Source organism: Enterococcus sp. FDAARGOS_375 (assembly GCF_002393265.1).
Lineage (GTDB): Bacteria > Bacillota > Bacilli > Lactobacillales > Enterococcaceae > Enterococcus_D > Enterococcus_D innesii.
The window spans coordinates 930,298-945,826 of record NZ_CP023515.1 but is presented as its reverse complement, the minus strand read 5'-3'; the positions used below and the strand labels follow the sequence as shown (position 1 = coordinate 945,826).

16 protein-coding genes are annotated in these 15,529 nt (G+C 41.2%); 15 read left to right on the top strand and 1 reads right to left on the bottom strand.

Going from position 1 to position 15,529, the window contains the following annotated elements; genetic code table 11:
• Nucleotides 1-208: 208 nt before the first annotated feature.
• From CO692_RS05420 to CO692_RS05365, 12 genes are all read left to right on the top strand, one after another.
• Entirely contained in the window at nucleotides 209-1,552 is a 1,344-nt protein-coding gene (locus CO692_RS05420; protein ID WP_096741772.1) for a PTS transporter subunit EIIC, read from the top strand.
• Nucleotides 1,553-1,608: 56 nt separating this feature from the next.
• Complete coding sequence (locus tag CO692_RS05415; RefSeq protein ID WP_244353137.1) at nucleotides 1,609-2,598, top strand: ADP-ribosylglycohydrolase family protein; 990 nt, start codon at nucleotides 1,609-1,611, stop codon at nucleotides 2,596-2,598.
• A gap of 18 nt (nucleotides 2,599-2,616) precedes the next feature.
• Nucleotides 2,617-3,330 carry a GntR family transcriptional regulator gene (locus CO692_RS05410; RefSeq protein WP_096741770.1) on the top strand — a complete coding sequence of 238 codons (714 nt, stop codon included), beginning with the start codon at nucleotides 2,617-2,619 and terminating at the stop codon, nucleotides 3,328-3,330.
• Nucleotides 3,331-3,729: 399 nt separating this feature from the next.
• Nucleotides 3,730-4,095 (top strand): holo-ACP synthase, encoded by a 366-nt coding sequence (acpS, locus tag CO692_RS05405; RefSeq protein WP_096741769.1) that lies wholly within the window; start codon nucleotides 3,730-3,732, stop codon nucleotides 4,093-4,095.
• A 122-nt stretch (nucleotides 4,096-4,217) separates the two neighbouring features.
• The gene (gene alr, locus CO692_RS05400) at nucleotides 4,218-5,339 is read left to right on the top strand and encodes an alanine racemase (protein WP_086291642.1); all 1,122 of its coding nucleotides are present in this window, start codon (nucleotides 4,218-4,220) and stop codon (nucleotides 5,337-5,339) included.
• Nucleotides 5,340-5,348: 9 nt separating this feature from the next.
• The gene (locus tag CO692_RS05395; RefSeq protein ID WP_005227961.1) at nucleotides 5,349-5,720 is read left to right on the top strand and encodes a type II toxin-antitoxin system PemK/MazF family toxin; all 372 of its coding nucleotides are present in this window, start codon (nucleotides 5,349-5,351) and stop codon (nucleotides 5,718-5,720) included.
• A 7-nt stretch (nucleotides 5,721-5,727) separates the two neighbouring features.
• A complete protein-coding gene (locus tag CO692_RS05390; RefSeq protein ID WP_077452272.1) occupies nucleotides 5,728-6,024 on the top strand; it encodes a hypothetical protein in 297 nt (98 codons plus the stop codon).
• Nucleotides 6,025-6,314: 290 nt separating this feature from the next.
• Nucleotides 6,315-7,382 (top strand): 23S rRNA (adenine(2503)-C(2))-methyltransferase RlmN, encoded by a 1,068-nt coding sequence (rlmN, locus tag CO692_RS05385; RefSeq protein WP_244353136.1) that lies wholly within the window; start codon nucleotides 6,315-6,317, stop codon nucleotides 7,380-7,382.
• Between the two features lie 195 nt (nucleotides 7,383-7,577).
• Nucleotides 7,578-8,261 carry a DUF969 domain-containing protein gene (locus CO692_RS05380; RefSeq protein WP_005233676.1) on the top strand — a complete coding sequence of 228 codons (684 nt, stop codon included), beginning with the start codon at nucleotides 7,578-7,580 and terminating at the stop codon, nucleotides 8,259-8,261.
• Nucleotides 8,262-9,182 carry a DUF979 domain-containing protein gene (locus CO692_RS05375; protein ID WP_096741768.1) on the top strand — a complete coding sequence of 307 codons (921 nt, stop codon included), beginning with the start codon at nucleotides 8,262-8,264 and terminating at the stop codon, nucleotides 9,180-9,182.
• Nucleotides 9,183-9,212: 30 nt separating this feature from the next.
• On the top strand, nucleotides 9,213-9,860 hold the full coding sequence (gene pcp / locus CO692_RS05370) for a pyroglutamyl-peptidase I (protein WP_081117776.1): 648 nt from the start codon (nucleotides 9,213-9,215) through the stop codon (nucleotides 9,858-9,860).
• 436 nt (nucleotides 9,861-10,296) lie between these two features.
• Complete coding sequence (locus tag CO692_RS05365) at nucleotides 10,297-11,958, top strand: peptide ABC transporter substrate-binding protein (protein ID WP_077452269.1); 1,662 nt, start codon at nucleotides 10,297-10,299, stop codon at nucleotides 11,956-11,958.
• 100 nt (nucleotides 11,959-12,058) lie between these two features.
• Here the strand turns inward: CO692_RS05365 and CO692_RS05360 are convergent, their stop codons facing one another.
• The gene (locus tag CO692_RS05360) at nucleotides 12,059-12,394 is read right to left on the bottom strand and encodes a DUF3899 domain-containing protein (protein WP_005227990.1); all 336 of its coding nucleotides are present in this window, start codon (nucleotides 12,392-12,394) and stop codon (nucleotides 12,059-12,061) included.
• An 84-nt stretch (nucleotides 12,395-12,478) separates the two neighbouring features.
• Between CO692_RS05360 and opp3b the strand changes: the two genes are divergently transcribed.
• From opp3b to CO692_RS05345, 3 genes are read left to right on the top strand one after another with little or no spacing between them, the layout of a single operon-like run.
• The gene (gene opp3b / locus CO692_RS05355; protein WP_005227991.1) at nucleotides 12,479-13,420 is read left to right on the top strand and encodes an oligopeptide ABC transporter permease; all 942 of its coding nucleotides are present in this window, start codon (nucleotides 12,479-12,481) and stop codon (nucleotides 13,418-13,420) included.
• On the top strand, nucleotides 13,420-14,463 hold the full coding sequence (locus CO692_RS05350) for an ABC transporter permease (protein ID WP_005227994.1): 1,044 nt from the start codon (nucleotides 13,420-13,422) through the stop codon (nucleotides 14,461-14,463). Before opp3b ends, CO692_RS05350 begins: the two co-directional genes overlap by 1 nt.
• Nucleotides 14,463-15,515, top strand: coding sequence for an ABC transporter ATP-binding protein (locus tag CO692_RS05345; protein WP_216593164.1), 1,053 nt, complete (start codon nucleotides 14,463-14,465; stop codon nucleotides 15,513-15,515). Before CO692_RS05350 ends, CO692_RS05345 begins: the two co-directional genes overlap by 1 nt.
• The last annotated feature ends 14 nt before the right edge of the window (nucleotides 15,516-15,529 follow it).

Here is a 15,529-nt window from a genome sequence, read left to right as displayed (position 1 = left end):
GGCGAGCTTCGCTCACTTCATGTTCTTTTTTTATGTTAAAAATTACAAGATTTCTATTAATAGAAATATAGATAAATTAGATAGTTTTTATTTATATTTTTATGTTAGCTTCGTTGCTAAAGTTGTTGTTGACATAATTATGAAAGCGTTATATATTATTTTTAATGATATGACGTCATAACATTTAAAAATTCTTGGAGGAAAACAGATGGATGAATTGGGGATTATGCTTTTAGAGTTGATGGGTGGTTCTGGTAATATTTCTAGTCTGACTCATTGTGCCACAAGATTAAGACCAACATTCAAAGATAGAAGTAAAGTTGATGCTGAGGGAATCGAGAATTTAGCTGAAGTCATAGGGATCGTAGACAACGATAAAAGTTTTCAAATCATTATAGGAACAAATGTAGGGGAAGTTTATGAAGCAGTACGAGCACATATGAGTAATCATTCAGAATTGGAAAGTGGAGAAACAGGGAATGAAAGTTTGATCAACCGATTTGTTTCGTTAGTAGTCAGTATCTTTTCTCCATTATTGCCGCTTCTCGCTGGTGCGGGTCTTTTAAGAGGATTTACTATCTTAGCAAATGAACTAGGAATATTGAGTGTAGAGAGTGACACGAATACTTTGCTAACTCTAGCTGCAACATCGGTATTTTATTTTTTCCCATTGCTAGTAGCTATCACTTCTGCTAAGAAATTCAAAACCAGTGCATATATCGCTATTGCTGTTTTAGGGGTACTGATTATGCCGGATTTTGTAGCGATGATGAATGATCAACCAGGAACAATCATTCAATTCATGGGTATGCCGATTCGATTATTTAGCTATACAGGACAAGTGATTCCATCAATTATTCTTGTTTGGCTTCAATCAAAAATGGAGTTCTTTCTAAAGAAAGTAATTCCGCAAAGTTTGCATATGGTTGTTATACCGACCATACTTTTGTTTTTATTAGTACCGATTGCAGCCGGTATTATTGGACCAATTGGAAATTATGCTAGTCTATTTATTGCCGATGTTGTTGGGAGACTAACAGCGATAAACAGCATTGTTACTGGAGCAATTATTGGAGGCATTTGGAATATTTTGATTATGTTTGGATTCCATTGGGCTCCTAATACGATGATCATTATTCCTGAAATTGCTGCGACAGGTACTTCTGCTCTTATTGCTTATGGCGCCAACGCAAATTTTGGGATGGCCGGTGCTGCGTTAGCTATTTTTATTATGACTAAGAATAAAGATTTAAAAAATTTTTCTGTGTCGGCTATTACTTCTGTTTTTCTATCTGGAATAGTCGAACCAGCGATCTATGGTATTGGAGTGAAGTATAAGACGCCATTAGCGGCAGGATGTATCGGTGCAGCGATTGGTGGTGCTTTTATGGGTGCTTTTGATGTTATTGGGAATGCGTTTGTATTTGGGGGACTGACAACGATCCCTGCATTTGCTGGACCTACCTTATGGGCATACTTAGTTGGTTTACTGCTATCGTTTATTGGTGGACTTGTCTTAACTTTTGTGTTTGGGGTCAAAGGACTTGAATAAGTAAAATGGATGGGAGAATTGATTACATGATTGAGAGGATTTTAGGATCTTTAACAATGGCAGCGATTGGAGACGCAATGGGGGCTGCGACAGAAAATCTGCCTTTTGATGAAATTCGGTTAAAATTTGCTGGACCATTGGAAAAGCTAGTTGAACCCGGCAAAACAGCATTCGCATATGGAAATAAGGCAGGTGAAGTCACTGATGATTTTTCACAAATATATTTAATCTGTCAAAATATTCTTAAGAACCAAGGAATGATTGACCGAGATATTATAAAGAAAAGTATTATTGAATGGTCTGATATTCCGCATTATTTTAATCGTTTTGCTGGACCTACAACAAGAAGTGCGATTGAAATGTACAAAAATGATTTATCGGAAATAAAAGCACTTCCTGGGGCAGTAACAGTAGATTATGCTTCTAAAGCTACAAATGGTTCCGCAATGAAGATTTCTCCGGCGGGACTATTTCATCCAGGTGACTATGAAAAGGCTTTAGAAGATGCTATTATAATTACAAAAGTCACCCATGATAATTCATTGTCAATCTCAGGTGCTTGTGCGGTTGCCCTAAGTGTGTCGGAATCATTGAAGGAAAGTGCTACAATGGATAGTGTGATTGAAGCTGGCTTACTAGGTGCAAAACTCGGAGAAGAACAAGGAAAAAAATATTCTAAGCATGTTCCAGGACCAAGTGTTTATCGAAGAATACAGCTTGCTTTAGATATAGCGAATGGCAGTGGTGAAAAAGTTGATAAGTTGTTGAAACTTTATGAAGTTGTTGGGAGTGGACTTCATGTTTCAGAAGCGGTTCCCTGTGCGTATGGAATCGTAGCCCTAAATAAGGAAACGCCCTATCAAGCAACGATCGATGCTGTAAATATCGGCTATGACACCGATACGATTGCTACAATCGTCGGTTCTATGACAGGTGCGCTCGTATCAGTAGATGAGACGGTCAAGAGTAAATTATCAGTGATAGAAAAAGCGAATGAAATGGACATAAGAGGGTTAGCCTCTAATATTGCAGAAATAGTGAAATGAGAGTAGGTCAGGGATAATTTGAGTAATAATAGTAATTCTAAATATTATCAAATCTATGAAGAATTGAAAAAAAGCATCATTGCAAAGAAATATGTGGAAAATGATTTTTTTCCAACTGAAGTTGATTTGCAAAAAAAATATGGTGTCAGCAGAATAACGATTCGTTCCGCACTGCAACTGTTAGAATCGGATGGATACATCAAAAAGGTTCCTGGATTGGGAACAATCGTCAACAGCAATAAGCGAACATTACAATTGAATCGCTTGATAAGTTTTAATGATGAGCATAGTGAGCATATTACTTCATCTAAGCTAGTTGATTTTAGAAGAGAACCTGCACCTGAAAAAGTAAGGTTACAGTTAAAATTATCTCCAATGGAAGAAGTTTATGTGAATGAACGGATACGAATCATTGATGATGAGAATATCGGTTTTCAGCGTGTATATGTGCCGAAAAATTATATAGAGTTGAATGAAGAGGACTTTAATTCTCCAGAAGCTTCACTCTATAAAATTTTTGAAGATAAATCTATTCTGATCGAAAGTGCTACCGAAATTATTGAGTCTATCGTAGCAGATGATGTACTGGCTGATCATTTAAAGATCAAAACGGGAGAACCATTGTTGTATATAACTAGAAATACAATCGATGATAAAAATAGAAATATCGAATATGCGGAAATTTATTATCGGGCTGATAGATATAGATATGAAATTCAATTGAATAGATAGAGTAATATTTATAATATGAATGCTTAGCATTATCCCCGTCTTTCTTTTCTATGATTTTATTTAGAAAATAGAGAACGAATGATTAGGCCCAATTCAATCAAATGTTCCATTTGATTGAATTGGCTTTTTTGAGTTCTTTTAGCTAAAGCAACTTAATTAAATAGTAGTAGAAGGGATAATAATGCGGTAAATATTTTTTTAATGTTCATTTATTGCAAAAATTTTCGAATCGTCGAAAAATATGATTTAACTGAATCTTTCTTTTTTAAATCTTAATCTCCGTATAAACTCGTCAGATTTGAATGGTAATTCGCCATTTTTTTGGTAGAATGGTAACTAGCTAAACAAGGGCCAATTCCAATTTGGAAACCCCTATCTTAAGTAAAGGTAGCGAGAAGAATGATCAAAGGAATCGGGATCGATGCAGTCGAGCTGCCTCGAATGAAAGAATTAATTGAAAAAAAACCGCAGTTTATAACGCGTATTTTAACAGAGAAGGAAGCAAGATTATTTGCCCGTTTGCCCCTGAAACGACAAGTTGAGTTCCTCGGTGGGCGCTATGCCTGCAAAGAAGCGTTCTCGAAAGCTTGGGGGACAGGGATCGGCAAAGTTTCTTTTCACGATATTGAAGTCTTGACCAATAAATTCGGTGCACCGATCGTCACCAAAGCACCGCACCCTTTAGAAAAAATTTTTGTCAGTATCACTCATACAAACGATACTGCCTTTGCACAAATTATCTTAGAAGTATCGGATAGCGAGTAATCTGAGTGGAAGTCGTCACTTGGTGAAGAAAAGTACGATACTTTATGGACGAACAGACGACTACATAAAACCAACTTAATTTGTTTGTCTGATCAAGCACTAGTAGAAAGAAGGAACTGGAAATGGTGGTTGCTTACCATAGACCAACGAAAGCGATTATTGATACAACAGCGATTACCGAAAACATCAAAAATGAGATTGCTCACTTACCAAGTGAGACGTTTCTTTTTGCGGTAGTCAAAGCTAACGGGTACGGACACGGAGCGGTACAAACGGCTCAAGCAGCCAAAGAAGGCGGCGCAGTAGGTTTTTGCGTTGCGACGATTGATGAAGCGATCGAATTGCGAGAAGCAGGGATCAATGAGCCGCTACTGATTTTAGGAGTTGTGAACGTGCATGACATTCCCTTACTTGCGGAATACGATTTTTCTTTTCCAGTCGCTTCGATGGACTGGTTGGTAGAAGCTGATACTTATTTAAAGGAAAATCCTATAAAGACATCCCTTAAAGTACATGTCAAAGTGGATACCGGCATGGGGAGAATCGGCTTTTTAACCCCAGAAGAAGTGCGTCAAGCCGTTCTTTGGTTGGAAGATCATCCCTCTTTTGATTGGGAAGGAATCTTTACCCATTTCTCTACAGCCGATCAAGCTGATACGACTTATTGGGAAACTCAGCACCAGCGATTTAAAGAAGTCTTAACTGTTTTGCCTTATTTGCCAACATATATACATACAGGCAATAGTGCCACCTCCTTGTGGCACAAAGAGGCTGTTGGGAATATGGTCCGTTTTGGGATCGCGATGTATGGATTGAATCCGTCAGGTCATACATTGAAGGAACCATTCTCCTTAAAACCAGCCCTTTCACTTGTTTCTGAACTGATCCAAGTGAAATTACTTGAAAAAGGAGCGGGGATTGGCTATGGTGAAACATATATCACGCCCCGTCAGGAATGGATCGGCACCGTGCCTATCGGTTATGCGGATGGCTGGTTACGAAAAATGCAAGGATTCTCGATCTTAGTAGAAGGCGAACCTTGTGAAATCGTCGGTCGGGTGTGTATGGATCAACTGATGATTCGTTTGCCACGAGCCTTTGCTGTCGGTACAACGGTCACGTTGATTGGTGAGAATCATGGGAAACGAATTACGATGCAGGATGTTGCAGACCAGTTAGAAACGATTCACTATGAAGTAGCGTGCACCCTCTCAGCAAGGGTTCCGCGAGAATATAAAAGTTAGGGTGGTCCTATGGTAAAAAGGGGAGATATTTATTTTGCCGATCTTTCACCAGTCGTTGGATCGGAGCAAGGCGGAATACGACCGGTCTTGATCATTCAAAATGACTTGGGCAATCACTTCAGTCCCACCGTGATCATTGCGGCGATCACGGCAAAAATGGCGAAGCCGAAATTACCAACCCACATTGGGATTTCCGCTTCTTGCACAGGGATTGGCAAAGACTCCGTCATTTTGATGGAACAGATCCGCACGATCGACAAAAGTCGGTTAAAAGAAAAGGTTTGTCATTTAGATGATAAAGTGATGTGTGAAGTCGATGCTGCTTTGATGATCAGTATTGGTGTGGAGCCGACCTTTGCCACATCAACGATCGAGGTGTAAAACAGCAATGGGGTATTTATTTTTAATAGCAGTTGTCATTTTATTGATTCTCTTTACTTATAAACATATTCGCCGTTTTCTTTCAGAAACCAAAAAGCGCAATGAAACCATGGAACAAGGGTATTACCTTGTGAGTCATACATATGAAGAGAAACGGGAACAGACCTATTATTATGGCGTTTTTCAACAAGGAGACAAAGAACTAATATTAGAAATGTCACTCCAGCTTTATTTACAGCTACAGCCACCGCAACGGGGGATGTTGACCGCAAAAGAAGGCCGAGTCCTTTCTTTTGAAGGGTGATCTTGTCAATAAAGCAACGCTCATGGGGAAAGAGCCGAAATAAGCAGGAAAGAACCGCTCTATTTTGTTCATAGGAGTAGGTTCGGTTCCTGCTTTTTTTGTGCATGTCTTTGTGAGAGTGTTTCTATGGATAAATGAACCGTTAAGCGGAATAAAAGAGACCTTTAAAAAAAGAGCAATGCAACAAAAAATTGCTGCTGAAAGACTGAGAGGAAGGGACAAGGAACGGTTGCTTTTCACAAAGAATTCAGTTATAGTATGTAGCGACTAGTTTGAAAAGAGGGAAAAAAGTGAACCCATCGATTTATGGACTTACCAAATCAGATTTATCTTTGTGGATAACTGAACAAAATGAAAAGAAATTCCGGGCCAACCAAGTGTGGGAGTGGCTCTATGAAAAACGAGTAACTACCTTTGAAGAAATGACCAATCTACCGAAGCCTTTGATTGAGAAACTGTCGGCAGCCTTTGTGATCAATCCCCTGAAACAGATGGTGGTACAAGAAGCCAGTGATGGGACCGTCAAATATTTATTCCAATTGCCAGACAATCACATGATTGAAACGGTCTTGATGCGTCAAGAATATGGCATGTCCGTTTGTGTGACGACCCAAGTCGGCTGCAACATCGGCTGTACCTTTTGTGCTAGTGGGTTATTAAAGAAACAACGAGACTTAACGGCAGGCGAGATCGTGGCTCAAATCATGTTAGTGCAACACTATTTTGATGAACGCAACGAGGGAGAACGAGTCTCTCACGTAGTCGTCATGGGGATCGGCGAACCTTTTGATAACTATGACAATGTGATGCATTTCTTACAGATTATCAACGACCCGAAAGGCTTAGCGATCGGCGCGCGGCATATTACCGTGTCAACCAGCGGCTTAGCGCATAAAATCAGAGAGTTTGCGGAGAACGGCTTGCAAGTGAACTTGGCCATTTCGCTGCATGCCCCAAATAACGAAGTCAGAACCTCTATGATGCGGATCAATCGGAGCTTCCCAATTGAAAAACTGATGGCAGCGGTCGATTATTATTTAGAAAAAACCAATCGCCGCATCACGTTTGAGTATATCATGCTGGATCATGTCAACGACCGACCGGAACATGCCCGTCAGTTGGCAGCATTATTGAAGGATAAAAAGAAATTGTCTTACGTCAACTTGATTCCTTATAACCCAGTGAGTGAGCATGACCAATATGCTCGAAGTAAAAAAGCCGATGTGTTAGCTTTTTATGACATTTTAAAGAAAAACGGCATCAACTGTGTGATTCGTAAAGAACATGGGACAGATATCGACGCAGCTTGCGGACAGCTGCGAAGCAAACAAATGAAAAAAGAAGCCTCTGCTTCTTAAACACGTAAAATAAAAGAAGGACTGCACAAGCGCAGTTCTTCTTTTTGTTTTTTATTATCTAAACATTTAAAAAACGCCTTAAAGAAAGCGCATTCCCACAAAGAAAATTCAAAAAATATTGTTTTACAAGAAAAAAATAGATTATACTAAAGGCTGGTATTCATTAAAAATAACTTATCGTGAAAGGATGATTTGATGGAATGGATTAAATTAATTGGTATTCTAGTTATTTTAGTCGGCTTTTTGCTGAAGCTAGATACTATTGCTGTCGTAATCGTTGCTGGTTTTGTCACCGCGCTTGTGTCGGGGATTTCTGTTGTTGATTTTTTAACAATGTTAGGAGAAGCGTTTGTCAATAATCGACTCGTGACACTGTTCTTGCTGACGCTACCAATGGTTGGCTTGTCGGAACGTTTTGGCTTGAAACAGCAGGCTGTCATATTGATTGAAAAAATCAAAGGCTTGACACCAGGGAAGTTTTTGAGTTTGTACTTATTTATTCGAGAACTTGCTGGCTTTTTCTCTATTCGGATCCAAGGACATACGCAATTTATTCGCCCAATCGTCAACCCGATGGCGCAAGCTGCTGGGGAAAATAAATTTGGGGAACTAGATGAAAAAGATCAGGAAAAAATCAAAGCCCGAGCTGCCGCCAACGAAAACTTCGGGAATTTCTTTGCGCAAAATACCTTCGTGGCTGCTTCTGGTGTGCTATTGATCGTAGGAACATTGCAATCTCTTGGGTATGATGTGGCAGCTAGTTCAATCGCGCAAGCCTCATTGCCGATCGCATTGATCGTCTTAGTCATTGCCACGTTATCGAACTTGCTCTTTGATCGCAAATTAGCAAAAAAATATGGCAAGAAGGAGGAGAAATAGATGGAAGGAATCGTTAACGGATTACTAGAATTCTTTTATATCTTGATCGGATTGCTGTCGATCATGACGGCTGTACGGGTTTTTCGTGAAGCGGATCATCCCACCCGATTAGGCACCTCTGCCTTTTGGTTACTGCTAGGGATCGTCTTTGCTTTCGGAAATTTCTTGCCGTATCTTGTGGACGGGATTTTGATCGTTTTGATGGGCTGTTTGACCTTCTTCAAACAAGTGCAGATTGGTAAAATCGTGGACGTTGATGATGAAAAAGCCGAAGCGTCAGCAAAACGGATCGGTAGTACGATCTTCATACCATGTATCAGCTTAGCATTGATCGCTGTGGTGATTTCTTATACACCATTAGGGGGCCAAGTGGGGATCGGGATCGCGTCGATCTTAGCACTCTTGTTGGCAGTCGTGCTAACTTCCGCTAAACCAAAAACAGTGTTAGACGATTCCGACCGGATGCTTCGTCAAGTCGGAACTGCCGGTATCTTGCCACAGTTATTAGCAGCACTAGGTGTCATTTTTAACGCTGCTGGTGTTGGTGACGTGATTTCTCAAGGAATCTCTGGCGTCGTGCCAGAAGGTAATCGTTTTATCGGTGTCGTGGCTTACTGTTTAGGAATGATGATCTTTACTATGATCATGGGAAATGGCTTTGCGGCATTTACTGTTATTACCGCCGGCATTGGTGTACCTTTCGTAATGGCGCAAGGTGGCGACCCCGTCGTTGCTGGTGCGTTGGCAATGACCGCTGGTTTTTGTGGCACATTGCTGACTCCGATGGCAGCCAATTTCAACGCATTGCCAGTGGCCTTGTTAGAGATGAAAGACCCCAATGGTGTCATTAAAGCACAAGCCCCAATTGCTTTAATATTGTTAGTGATTCACATCGCTTTAATGTACTTTTGGGCATTTTAGTGGTAAAACAGAGATGGAAGGATGATGGAAATGAAATTATTAATTACCGGATTTGATCCATTTGGCGGAGAAGCAATCAATCCTGCCTTAGAAGCAGTGAAATTACTGCCAGATACAATTCATGGTGCACAGATCGTGAAAGCAGAGATCCCCACTGTATTTGGGAAATCAGCGGCGATCGTCGAAGAGAAAATTGAAGAGATCCACCCAGATGTCGTTTTAAACATCGGTCAAGCGGGCGGACGGTTTGCCATCTCACCAGAACGAGTGGCAATCAATGTGGATGATGCCCGGATTCCTGATAATGAAGGCAATCAACCCGTCGATGAAGTGATCCAAACAGAAGGAAAGCCTGCCTACTTCACACAACTGCCGATCAAAGCAATGGTAGAAAATATGAAAAAAGCCGGAATACCGGCAGCCGTTTCTAATACTGCTGGAACCTTTGTCTGCAACCACATCATGTATCAAGTACAATACATGATCGATACAAAATACCCGGAAATGAAAGGCGGTTTTATCCACGTGCCGTTTATTCCTCAGCAAGTCGTCGATAAAGCAGGACAGCCTGCAATGAGCATCGAAGACATCGCCAAAGGATTAACCGCAGCAGTGGAAGCCATCGTTGATTATGCCGACAAAGAAGATTTAAAAGCGATTGGCGGCGCGATCCATTAATCATTGAAGGACATCCTTTCGGGGAGGCAACAAGTGTCCTTAAAGCGAGAAGACCTGATCCTATGCGATCAGGTCTTTTTTTGGACTATTTGGATAAAATTCATTGGTGATTGCTGTATATTTACACTTCTATCAGGGGTTTCTCATTTTGACGGATCAAATGAAAAAGAAAGACAGAAAACGAATGTAAGTTACATTTAACCATGTTTTTTTATTATTATTTTTGCATTATTTCTTATAAATAAAGAAAGGGAAAATAGCATTTAACGAGTGTTTGATGAGAGTAAGGTAAGTAAATACCAAGAAAACTTTCTTCCAAAGGTGTTTTTTATCGAAAAAGGGATTGCTTTTTTAATAATTATTAATTAAAATCTTATCTAACTTCAGAAATCGAATGATTATTCTGAAAATTAATTCAATTAAGGGGTAGGACAGGATGAAAAATAAATGGGCCTATGGTTTAGTAGCTGTGTGTGGCGTGGTGTTAGCCGGCTGTACAACAGGCGGAACAAATAGTTCAAGCAATGACACAGCAACTAGCGGCGATAGCAACGCAGAACAAGTATTTAACGTAGTGGTTTCACAAGAAATGCCAAGTGCGGATCTCTCATTAGCAACCGATACGATCAGCTTCAGTGCATTGAACAATGTATATGAAGGACTGTATCGTTTGGATGCTGACAGCACACCACAACCTGCTGGTGCAGCTGAAGCAGCTGAAGTCAGCGAGGATGGACTAACTTACAAGATCAAACTGCGTGAAGATGCGAAATGGTCAAACGGTGACCCTGTTACAGCAGCGGATTATGTCTATGGCTGGCAACGGACGGTCAAACCTGAAACTGCATCAGAATATGCGTATCTATTTTCACCAGTCAAAAATGCGGATGCCATCACAGCTGGCGATACGGATCCATCAGAGCTAGGCATCAAAGCAGTGGGGGATTACGAATTAGAAATCACCCTAGAAAAAGCAACACCTTACTTTGATTACTTATTAGCATTTCCATCCTTCTTCCCACAAAATCAAAAAGTAGTGGAAGAAAATGGCGATCAATATGCATCAACCAGCGACAATGCCGTTTATAATGGACCATTTGTCTTGACTGGGTTTGATGGACCAGGAACGGATACGGAATGGGCTTATGAAAAGAACGACCAATATTGGGACAAAGATACTGTTAAATTACAAACGATCAACGTAAGCGTCGTGAAAGAATCCTCAACTGCCTTGAACCTTTTCCAAGATGGTCAAGCAGATGATGTCATCCTAACAGGTGAACTGGCGCAACAGATGGCTAACGATGAAGCCTTCGTTTCTCAACCAGAAGCAACGACTTCTTACCTAGAATTGAACCAACGTGATGAAGATTCACCTTTCCGTAACGAAAACTTACGTAAAGCGATCTCTTATGCGATCGACCGTGATGCCTTAGTGACATCGATCTTAGGGGATGGTTCGATTGCTTCAACTGGGTTGGTACCAGAAGGTATGACCTTCAGCCCTGGCGATCATACAGACTTCACAGAAGCAGCTGGCAGCGTCATTAGCTACGATCAAGAGAAAGCAAAAGAATATTGGGAAAAAGCCAAAGAAGAGTTAGGAATCGATTCATTAGAATTTGATATCTTAGCTTCTGATACAGACTCAACCAAGAAAATCATTGAGTACTTGCAAGATACGATCGAAAAAACATTGGACGGTGTGAAAGTCACGTTAAGTCCAGTACCATTCTCTGTTCGTTTGGATCGTTCAAACGCTGGTGATTTTGATACAGTAATGGGCGGTTGGGGTGCTGACTATGCCGATGCAAGTAGCTTTACTGACTTGTTTACGACAGGCAACTCATACAACCGTGGTCAATGGAGCAGTGAAGAATACGATGCAGCTGTAAAAGCAGCAGGTACGACCAATGCCAATGACCCTGACAAACGTTGGGAAGATTTAGTCAATGCAGAAAAAATCATTATGAATGAACAAGGTGTCATTCCAGTTTATCAAAAAGCGGAAGCACACTTACGTGCAACAAAAGTCAAAGGTGTTGTTGCTCACGCAGCAGGCGCACAATACGACTACAAGTGGACATCAATCGAATAATCACGAGTAGTTGACTTGAAATGCCGAAGAAAAGGCTGGGACAATTTCTTGTCTCAGCCTTTTGCTTCTCATTTCAATGAGTAAAACTATAAGAATGAAATTAACTAGTAGCAATCATTAAAAAGAGCAATGAAAGGAATAACAAGAAGACACCAGGCCATAACCAAAAGGCGTAGCTCTGTTTGCCGACTTGGGATAATTTCAGATAATCTGTTTTATTTTTGGAAAAAGCTTTCTTCATGGAATATTGAAAATGGTCAAAGAAACCAGAAGCAAATACCCATAAAAAACCGCCAATGATCAAAAAGAACAGCGCCCATAAGAAAAGGGCATCTGAAAGAGCTGCTATGGAAAATTCATTTTTTATGGCTAACCATCCGCCAGAAATTGCGAGGCATAGGAGGGGTATGAGCCCACTACTTTTTTTTATTTTCATGATCTGACTCCTTTTTAATGATTCGTACTATGTTAATTTACATAATTATTGAATAGAAGTCAAAATACTTAAGGGGGAAACTGCGTGAACAGCTTTTTGAAATATTTATTGAAACGAGTGTTCTATATGGTCTTAACATTATGGCTGATTGCCACGATCACCTTTTTCTTGATGCAATTTTTGCCAGGAACACCATATACGAATGCTGAAAAATTAAGTCCAGAACAAATTGCCTTGCTAAATGAGCAAGCAGGATTGGACAAACCGATCATTACCCAATATTGGCTTTATTTGACCAATCTACTAAAAGGTGACTTTGGGATCTCTTTCCAATTTAAAAACCAGCCAGTAGCGAATTTACTATCAGGAAGAATCGGACCTTCACTGCAACTAGGGCTACAAGCGATCATCTTTGGTACCTTCTTTGGGATCATTTTAGGAACGATCTCTGCGATGAAGCAAAATACTTGGATCGATACAACGTCTACCTTAGTGGCGATCTTAGGGCGTTCGATCCCTAACTTTGTCTTTGCCGTTTTGCTGCAATACATTTTTGCCATCAAACTAGGGATCTTGCCGATTGCTAAGTGGGAGACCTTTGCTAGCACGATCCTACCGACCGTCGCCTTAGCGATGTCGCCGTTAGCGGATTCCGCCAGGTTTATTCGAACCGAGATGGTGGAAGTGCTGCATAGTGATTATGTCGAGTTGGCACGAGCAAAAGGGTTGAGCCGCTGGGAAATTGCCTTCAAGCACGGTTTGCGGAATAGTTTGATTCCGTTATTGACGTTGTTAGGACCGCTAGCTGTCGGTTTGATGACTGGTTCCCTTGTCGTAGAAAATATTTTTGCGATCCCGGGTATCGGTGAACAGTTCGTAAAATCAATCATGACCAATGACTATCCAACGATCATGGCGGTAACAATTCTTTATTCCGCGATGTTGGTCTTTGTGATTCTTGTTGTTGATATTTTATATGGAATCGTTGATCCGCGGATCCGAGTTTCAGAAGGGAGTCGTGGCTAATGGCAGAGAAACCTTACACAGCAAATGATGTTGCTGCCATCGATGCAGCCAAATTTCAACCGTTACAAAAAAATACCAATGAAGAGCGTGAAGCGATCGCAACCCCTTCATTAACCTTTTTCCAAGATTCATGGCGTCGTTTGAAAAAGAACAAAGCCGCGGTTTTCTCAATCATTTTGTTGCTGATCATTATTGCGATCTCAATCATTACGATTTTTGTCTCGCCACATGATCCAACTGCACAAAATGTGACCTTTACGAATCTGCCGCCGAAAATTCCCGGTATCAACATCAATGGCTTAAACGGCTATGCGATGGTGGGGGGCGAGCTAGTAGATAAGTATGCAGCTGCCAATGTTCCTGACGGGACGTATTTCCTTTTAGGAACGGATGGATTAGGTCGTGACTTATTGAGTCGTTTATTTGTAGGAACACGTATCTCCTTATTGATTGCGTTTATCGCAGCGATGCTAGATATCATCTTTGGTGTAACCTATGGCTTGATCTCTGGTCTTTTAGGTGGACGGATCGATAATGTGATGCAACGTTTCTTAGAGATCTTATCTGGTATTCCCAACTTAGTGGTAATGATCTTGATGCTGGTAGTTTTCGAACCAGGGATCTTCTCGATCGTGGCAGCAATGGCGATCACTAACTGGATTCCAATGGCGCGGATCGTACGGGCCCAAACAATGAAACTAAAAGATCAGGAATTCGTTTTAGCCGCAACGACACTGGGGGAAAGTCGTCTCAAGATTGCGATGAAACACGTATTACCAAATATTTCCAGCGTGATCATCGTACAAATGATGTTCAGTATTCCCTCGGCGATTTTCTTCGAGGCCTTCCTAAGCTTTATCGGGCTAGGACTAAAACCACCTTCAGCATCTTTAGGGATGTTACTAAGCGATGGCTACAAAACCTTCTTGTTCCTGCCTTACCAAATGTGGGTGCCGGCTGTGACCTTGTCTGTGATTATGATTGGGTTCAACTTGCTGGCAGACGGTTTGCGTGATGCCTTTGATCCGAAAATGAAAGAGTGATTGCGATGAAAAAAGTCTTAGAAGTGAAAAACTTAGAAATTTCTTTTGACACCTTTGCTGGGAAAGTCCAAGCGATCCGTGATGTCAGTTTCGATCTATACAAAGGAGAAACCTTGGCGATCGTGGGCGAATCCGGGAGCGGCAAGTCCGTGACAACCCGTAGTATCATGGGGTTGTTAGCCAGCAATGCCAATGTCGATAATGGCCAGATCCTCTTCAATGGGACGGACATTTTGAAAAAATCCGAAAAAGAACTGCAAAAAATCCGTGGCAAGGAAATCGCCATGATTTTCCAAGATCCAATGACTTCACTAGACCCAACGATGCCGATTGGTAAGCAAGTAGCAGAGTCATTGATGAAGCACAACAAAATCAGTAAAAAAGAAGGCTTGCGACAAGCGTTGGAATTACTGAACCTTGTCGGTATCCCGAATGCTGAGAAACGCTTGAAAAATTATCCGCATCAATTTTCCGGTGGTCAGCGGCAGCGGATCGTTATTGCGATCGCGTTGATCTGCTACCCACAGATCTTGATTGCAGATGAACCGACGACTGCATTGGATGTAACGATCCAAGCACAGATCTTAGAGTTATTAAAAGATATTCAGAAGAAAATCAATTCGTCCATCGTCTTTATTACCCATGACTTAGGTGTCGTTGCCAATGTGGCTGACCGAGTAGCCGTGATGTATGGTGGGAAAATCGTCGAAGTGGGGACCGCAGAAGAAATCTTCTACAACCCGCAACATCCGTATACTTGGGGTTTGTTAGGCTCGATGCCGACGTTAGAAGGGACAGGCGATCGGTTGTACGCGATTCCTGGTTCACCACCGGATCTGTTGGACCCGCCAACAGGGGACGCTTTTTATCCACGAAACGAATTTGCTTTGCAGATCGATGCAGAACAGCAACCACCGTTCTTTGATGTTTCACCGACTCACAAAGCAGCAACGTGGCTGTTAGCGCCGCAAGCACCGAAGGTAACTCCGCCGGATGAGATCTTGATTCGCTGGAAAAAATTCCAAGAAAAAAATACTCAGGCATCTGTCTAAAGGAGGAGAAACGG

Excerpts from the sequence above, each read along its gene's own strand:
- CO692_RS05380 (WP_005233676.1), top strand. The coding sequence starts at position 7,578 with ATGGAATGGATTAAATTAATTGGTATTCTAGTTATTTTAGTCGGCTTT.
- CO692_RS05360 (WP_005227990.1), bottom strand. The coding sequence starts at position 12,394 with ATGAAAATAAAAAAAAGTAGTGGGCTCATACCCCTCCTATGCCTCGCA.
- pcp (WP_081117776.1), top strand. The coding sequence starts at position 9,213 with ATGAAATTATTAATTACCGGATTTGATCCATTTGGCGGAGAAGCAATC.
- CO692_RS05415 (WP_244353137.1), top strand. The coding sequence starts at position 1,609 with ATGGCAGCGATTGGAGACGCAATGGGGGCTGCGACAGAAAATCTGCCT.
- CO692_RS05350 (WP_005227994.1), top strand. The coding sequence starts at position 13,420 with ATGGCAGAGAAACCTTACACAGCAAATGATGTTGCTGCCATCGATGCA.
- acpS (WP_096741769.1), top strand. The coding sequence starts at position 3,730 with ATGATCAAAGGAATCGGGATCGATGCAGTCGAGCTGCCTCGAATGAAA.
- CO692_RS05390 (WP_077452272.1), top strand. The coding sequence starts at position 5,728 with ATGGGGTATTTATTTTTAATAGCAGTTGTCATTTTATTGATTCTCTTT.
- CO692_RS05395 (WP_005227961.1), top strand. The coding sequence starts at position 5,349 with ATGGTAAAAAGGGGAGATATTTATTTTGCCGATCTTTCACCAGTCGTT.
- alr (WP_086291642.1), top strand. The coding sequence starts at position 4,218 with ATGGTGGTTGCTTACCATAGACCAACGAAAGCGATTATTGATACAACA.
- CO692_RS05365 (WP_077452269.1), top strand. The coding sequence starts at position 10,297 with ATGAAAAATAAATGGGCCTATGGTTTAGTAGCTGTGTGTGGCGTGGTG.
- CO692_RS05375 (WP_096741768.1), top strand. The coding sequence starts at position 8,262 with ATGGAAGGAATCGTTAACGGATTACTAGAATTCTTTTATATCTTGATC.
- CO692_RS05420 (WP_096741772.1), top strand. The coding sequence starts at position 209 with ATGGATGAATTGGGGATTATGCTTTTAGAGTTGATGGGTGGTTCTGGT.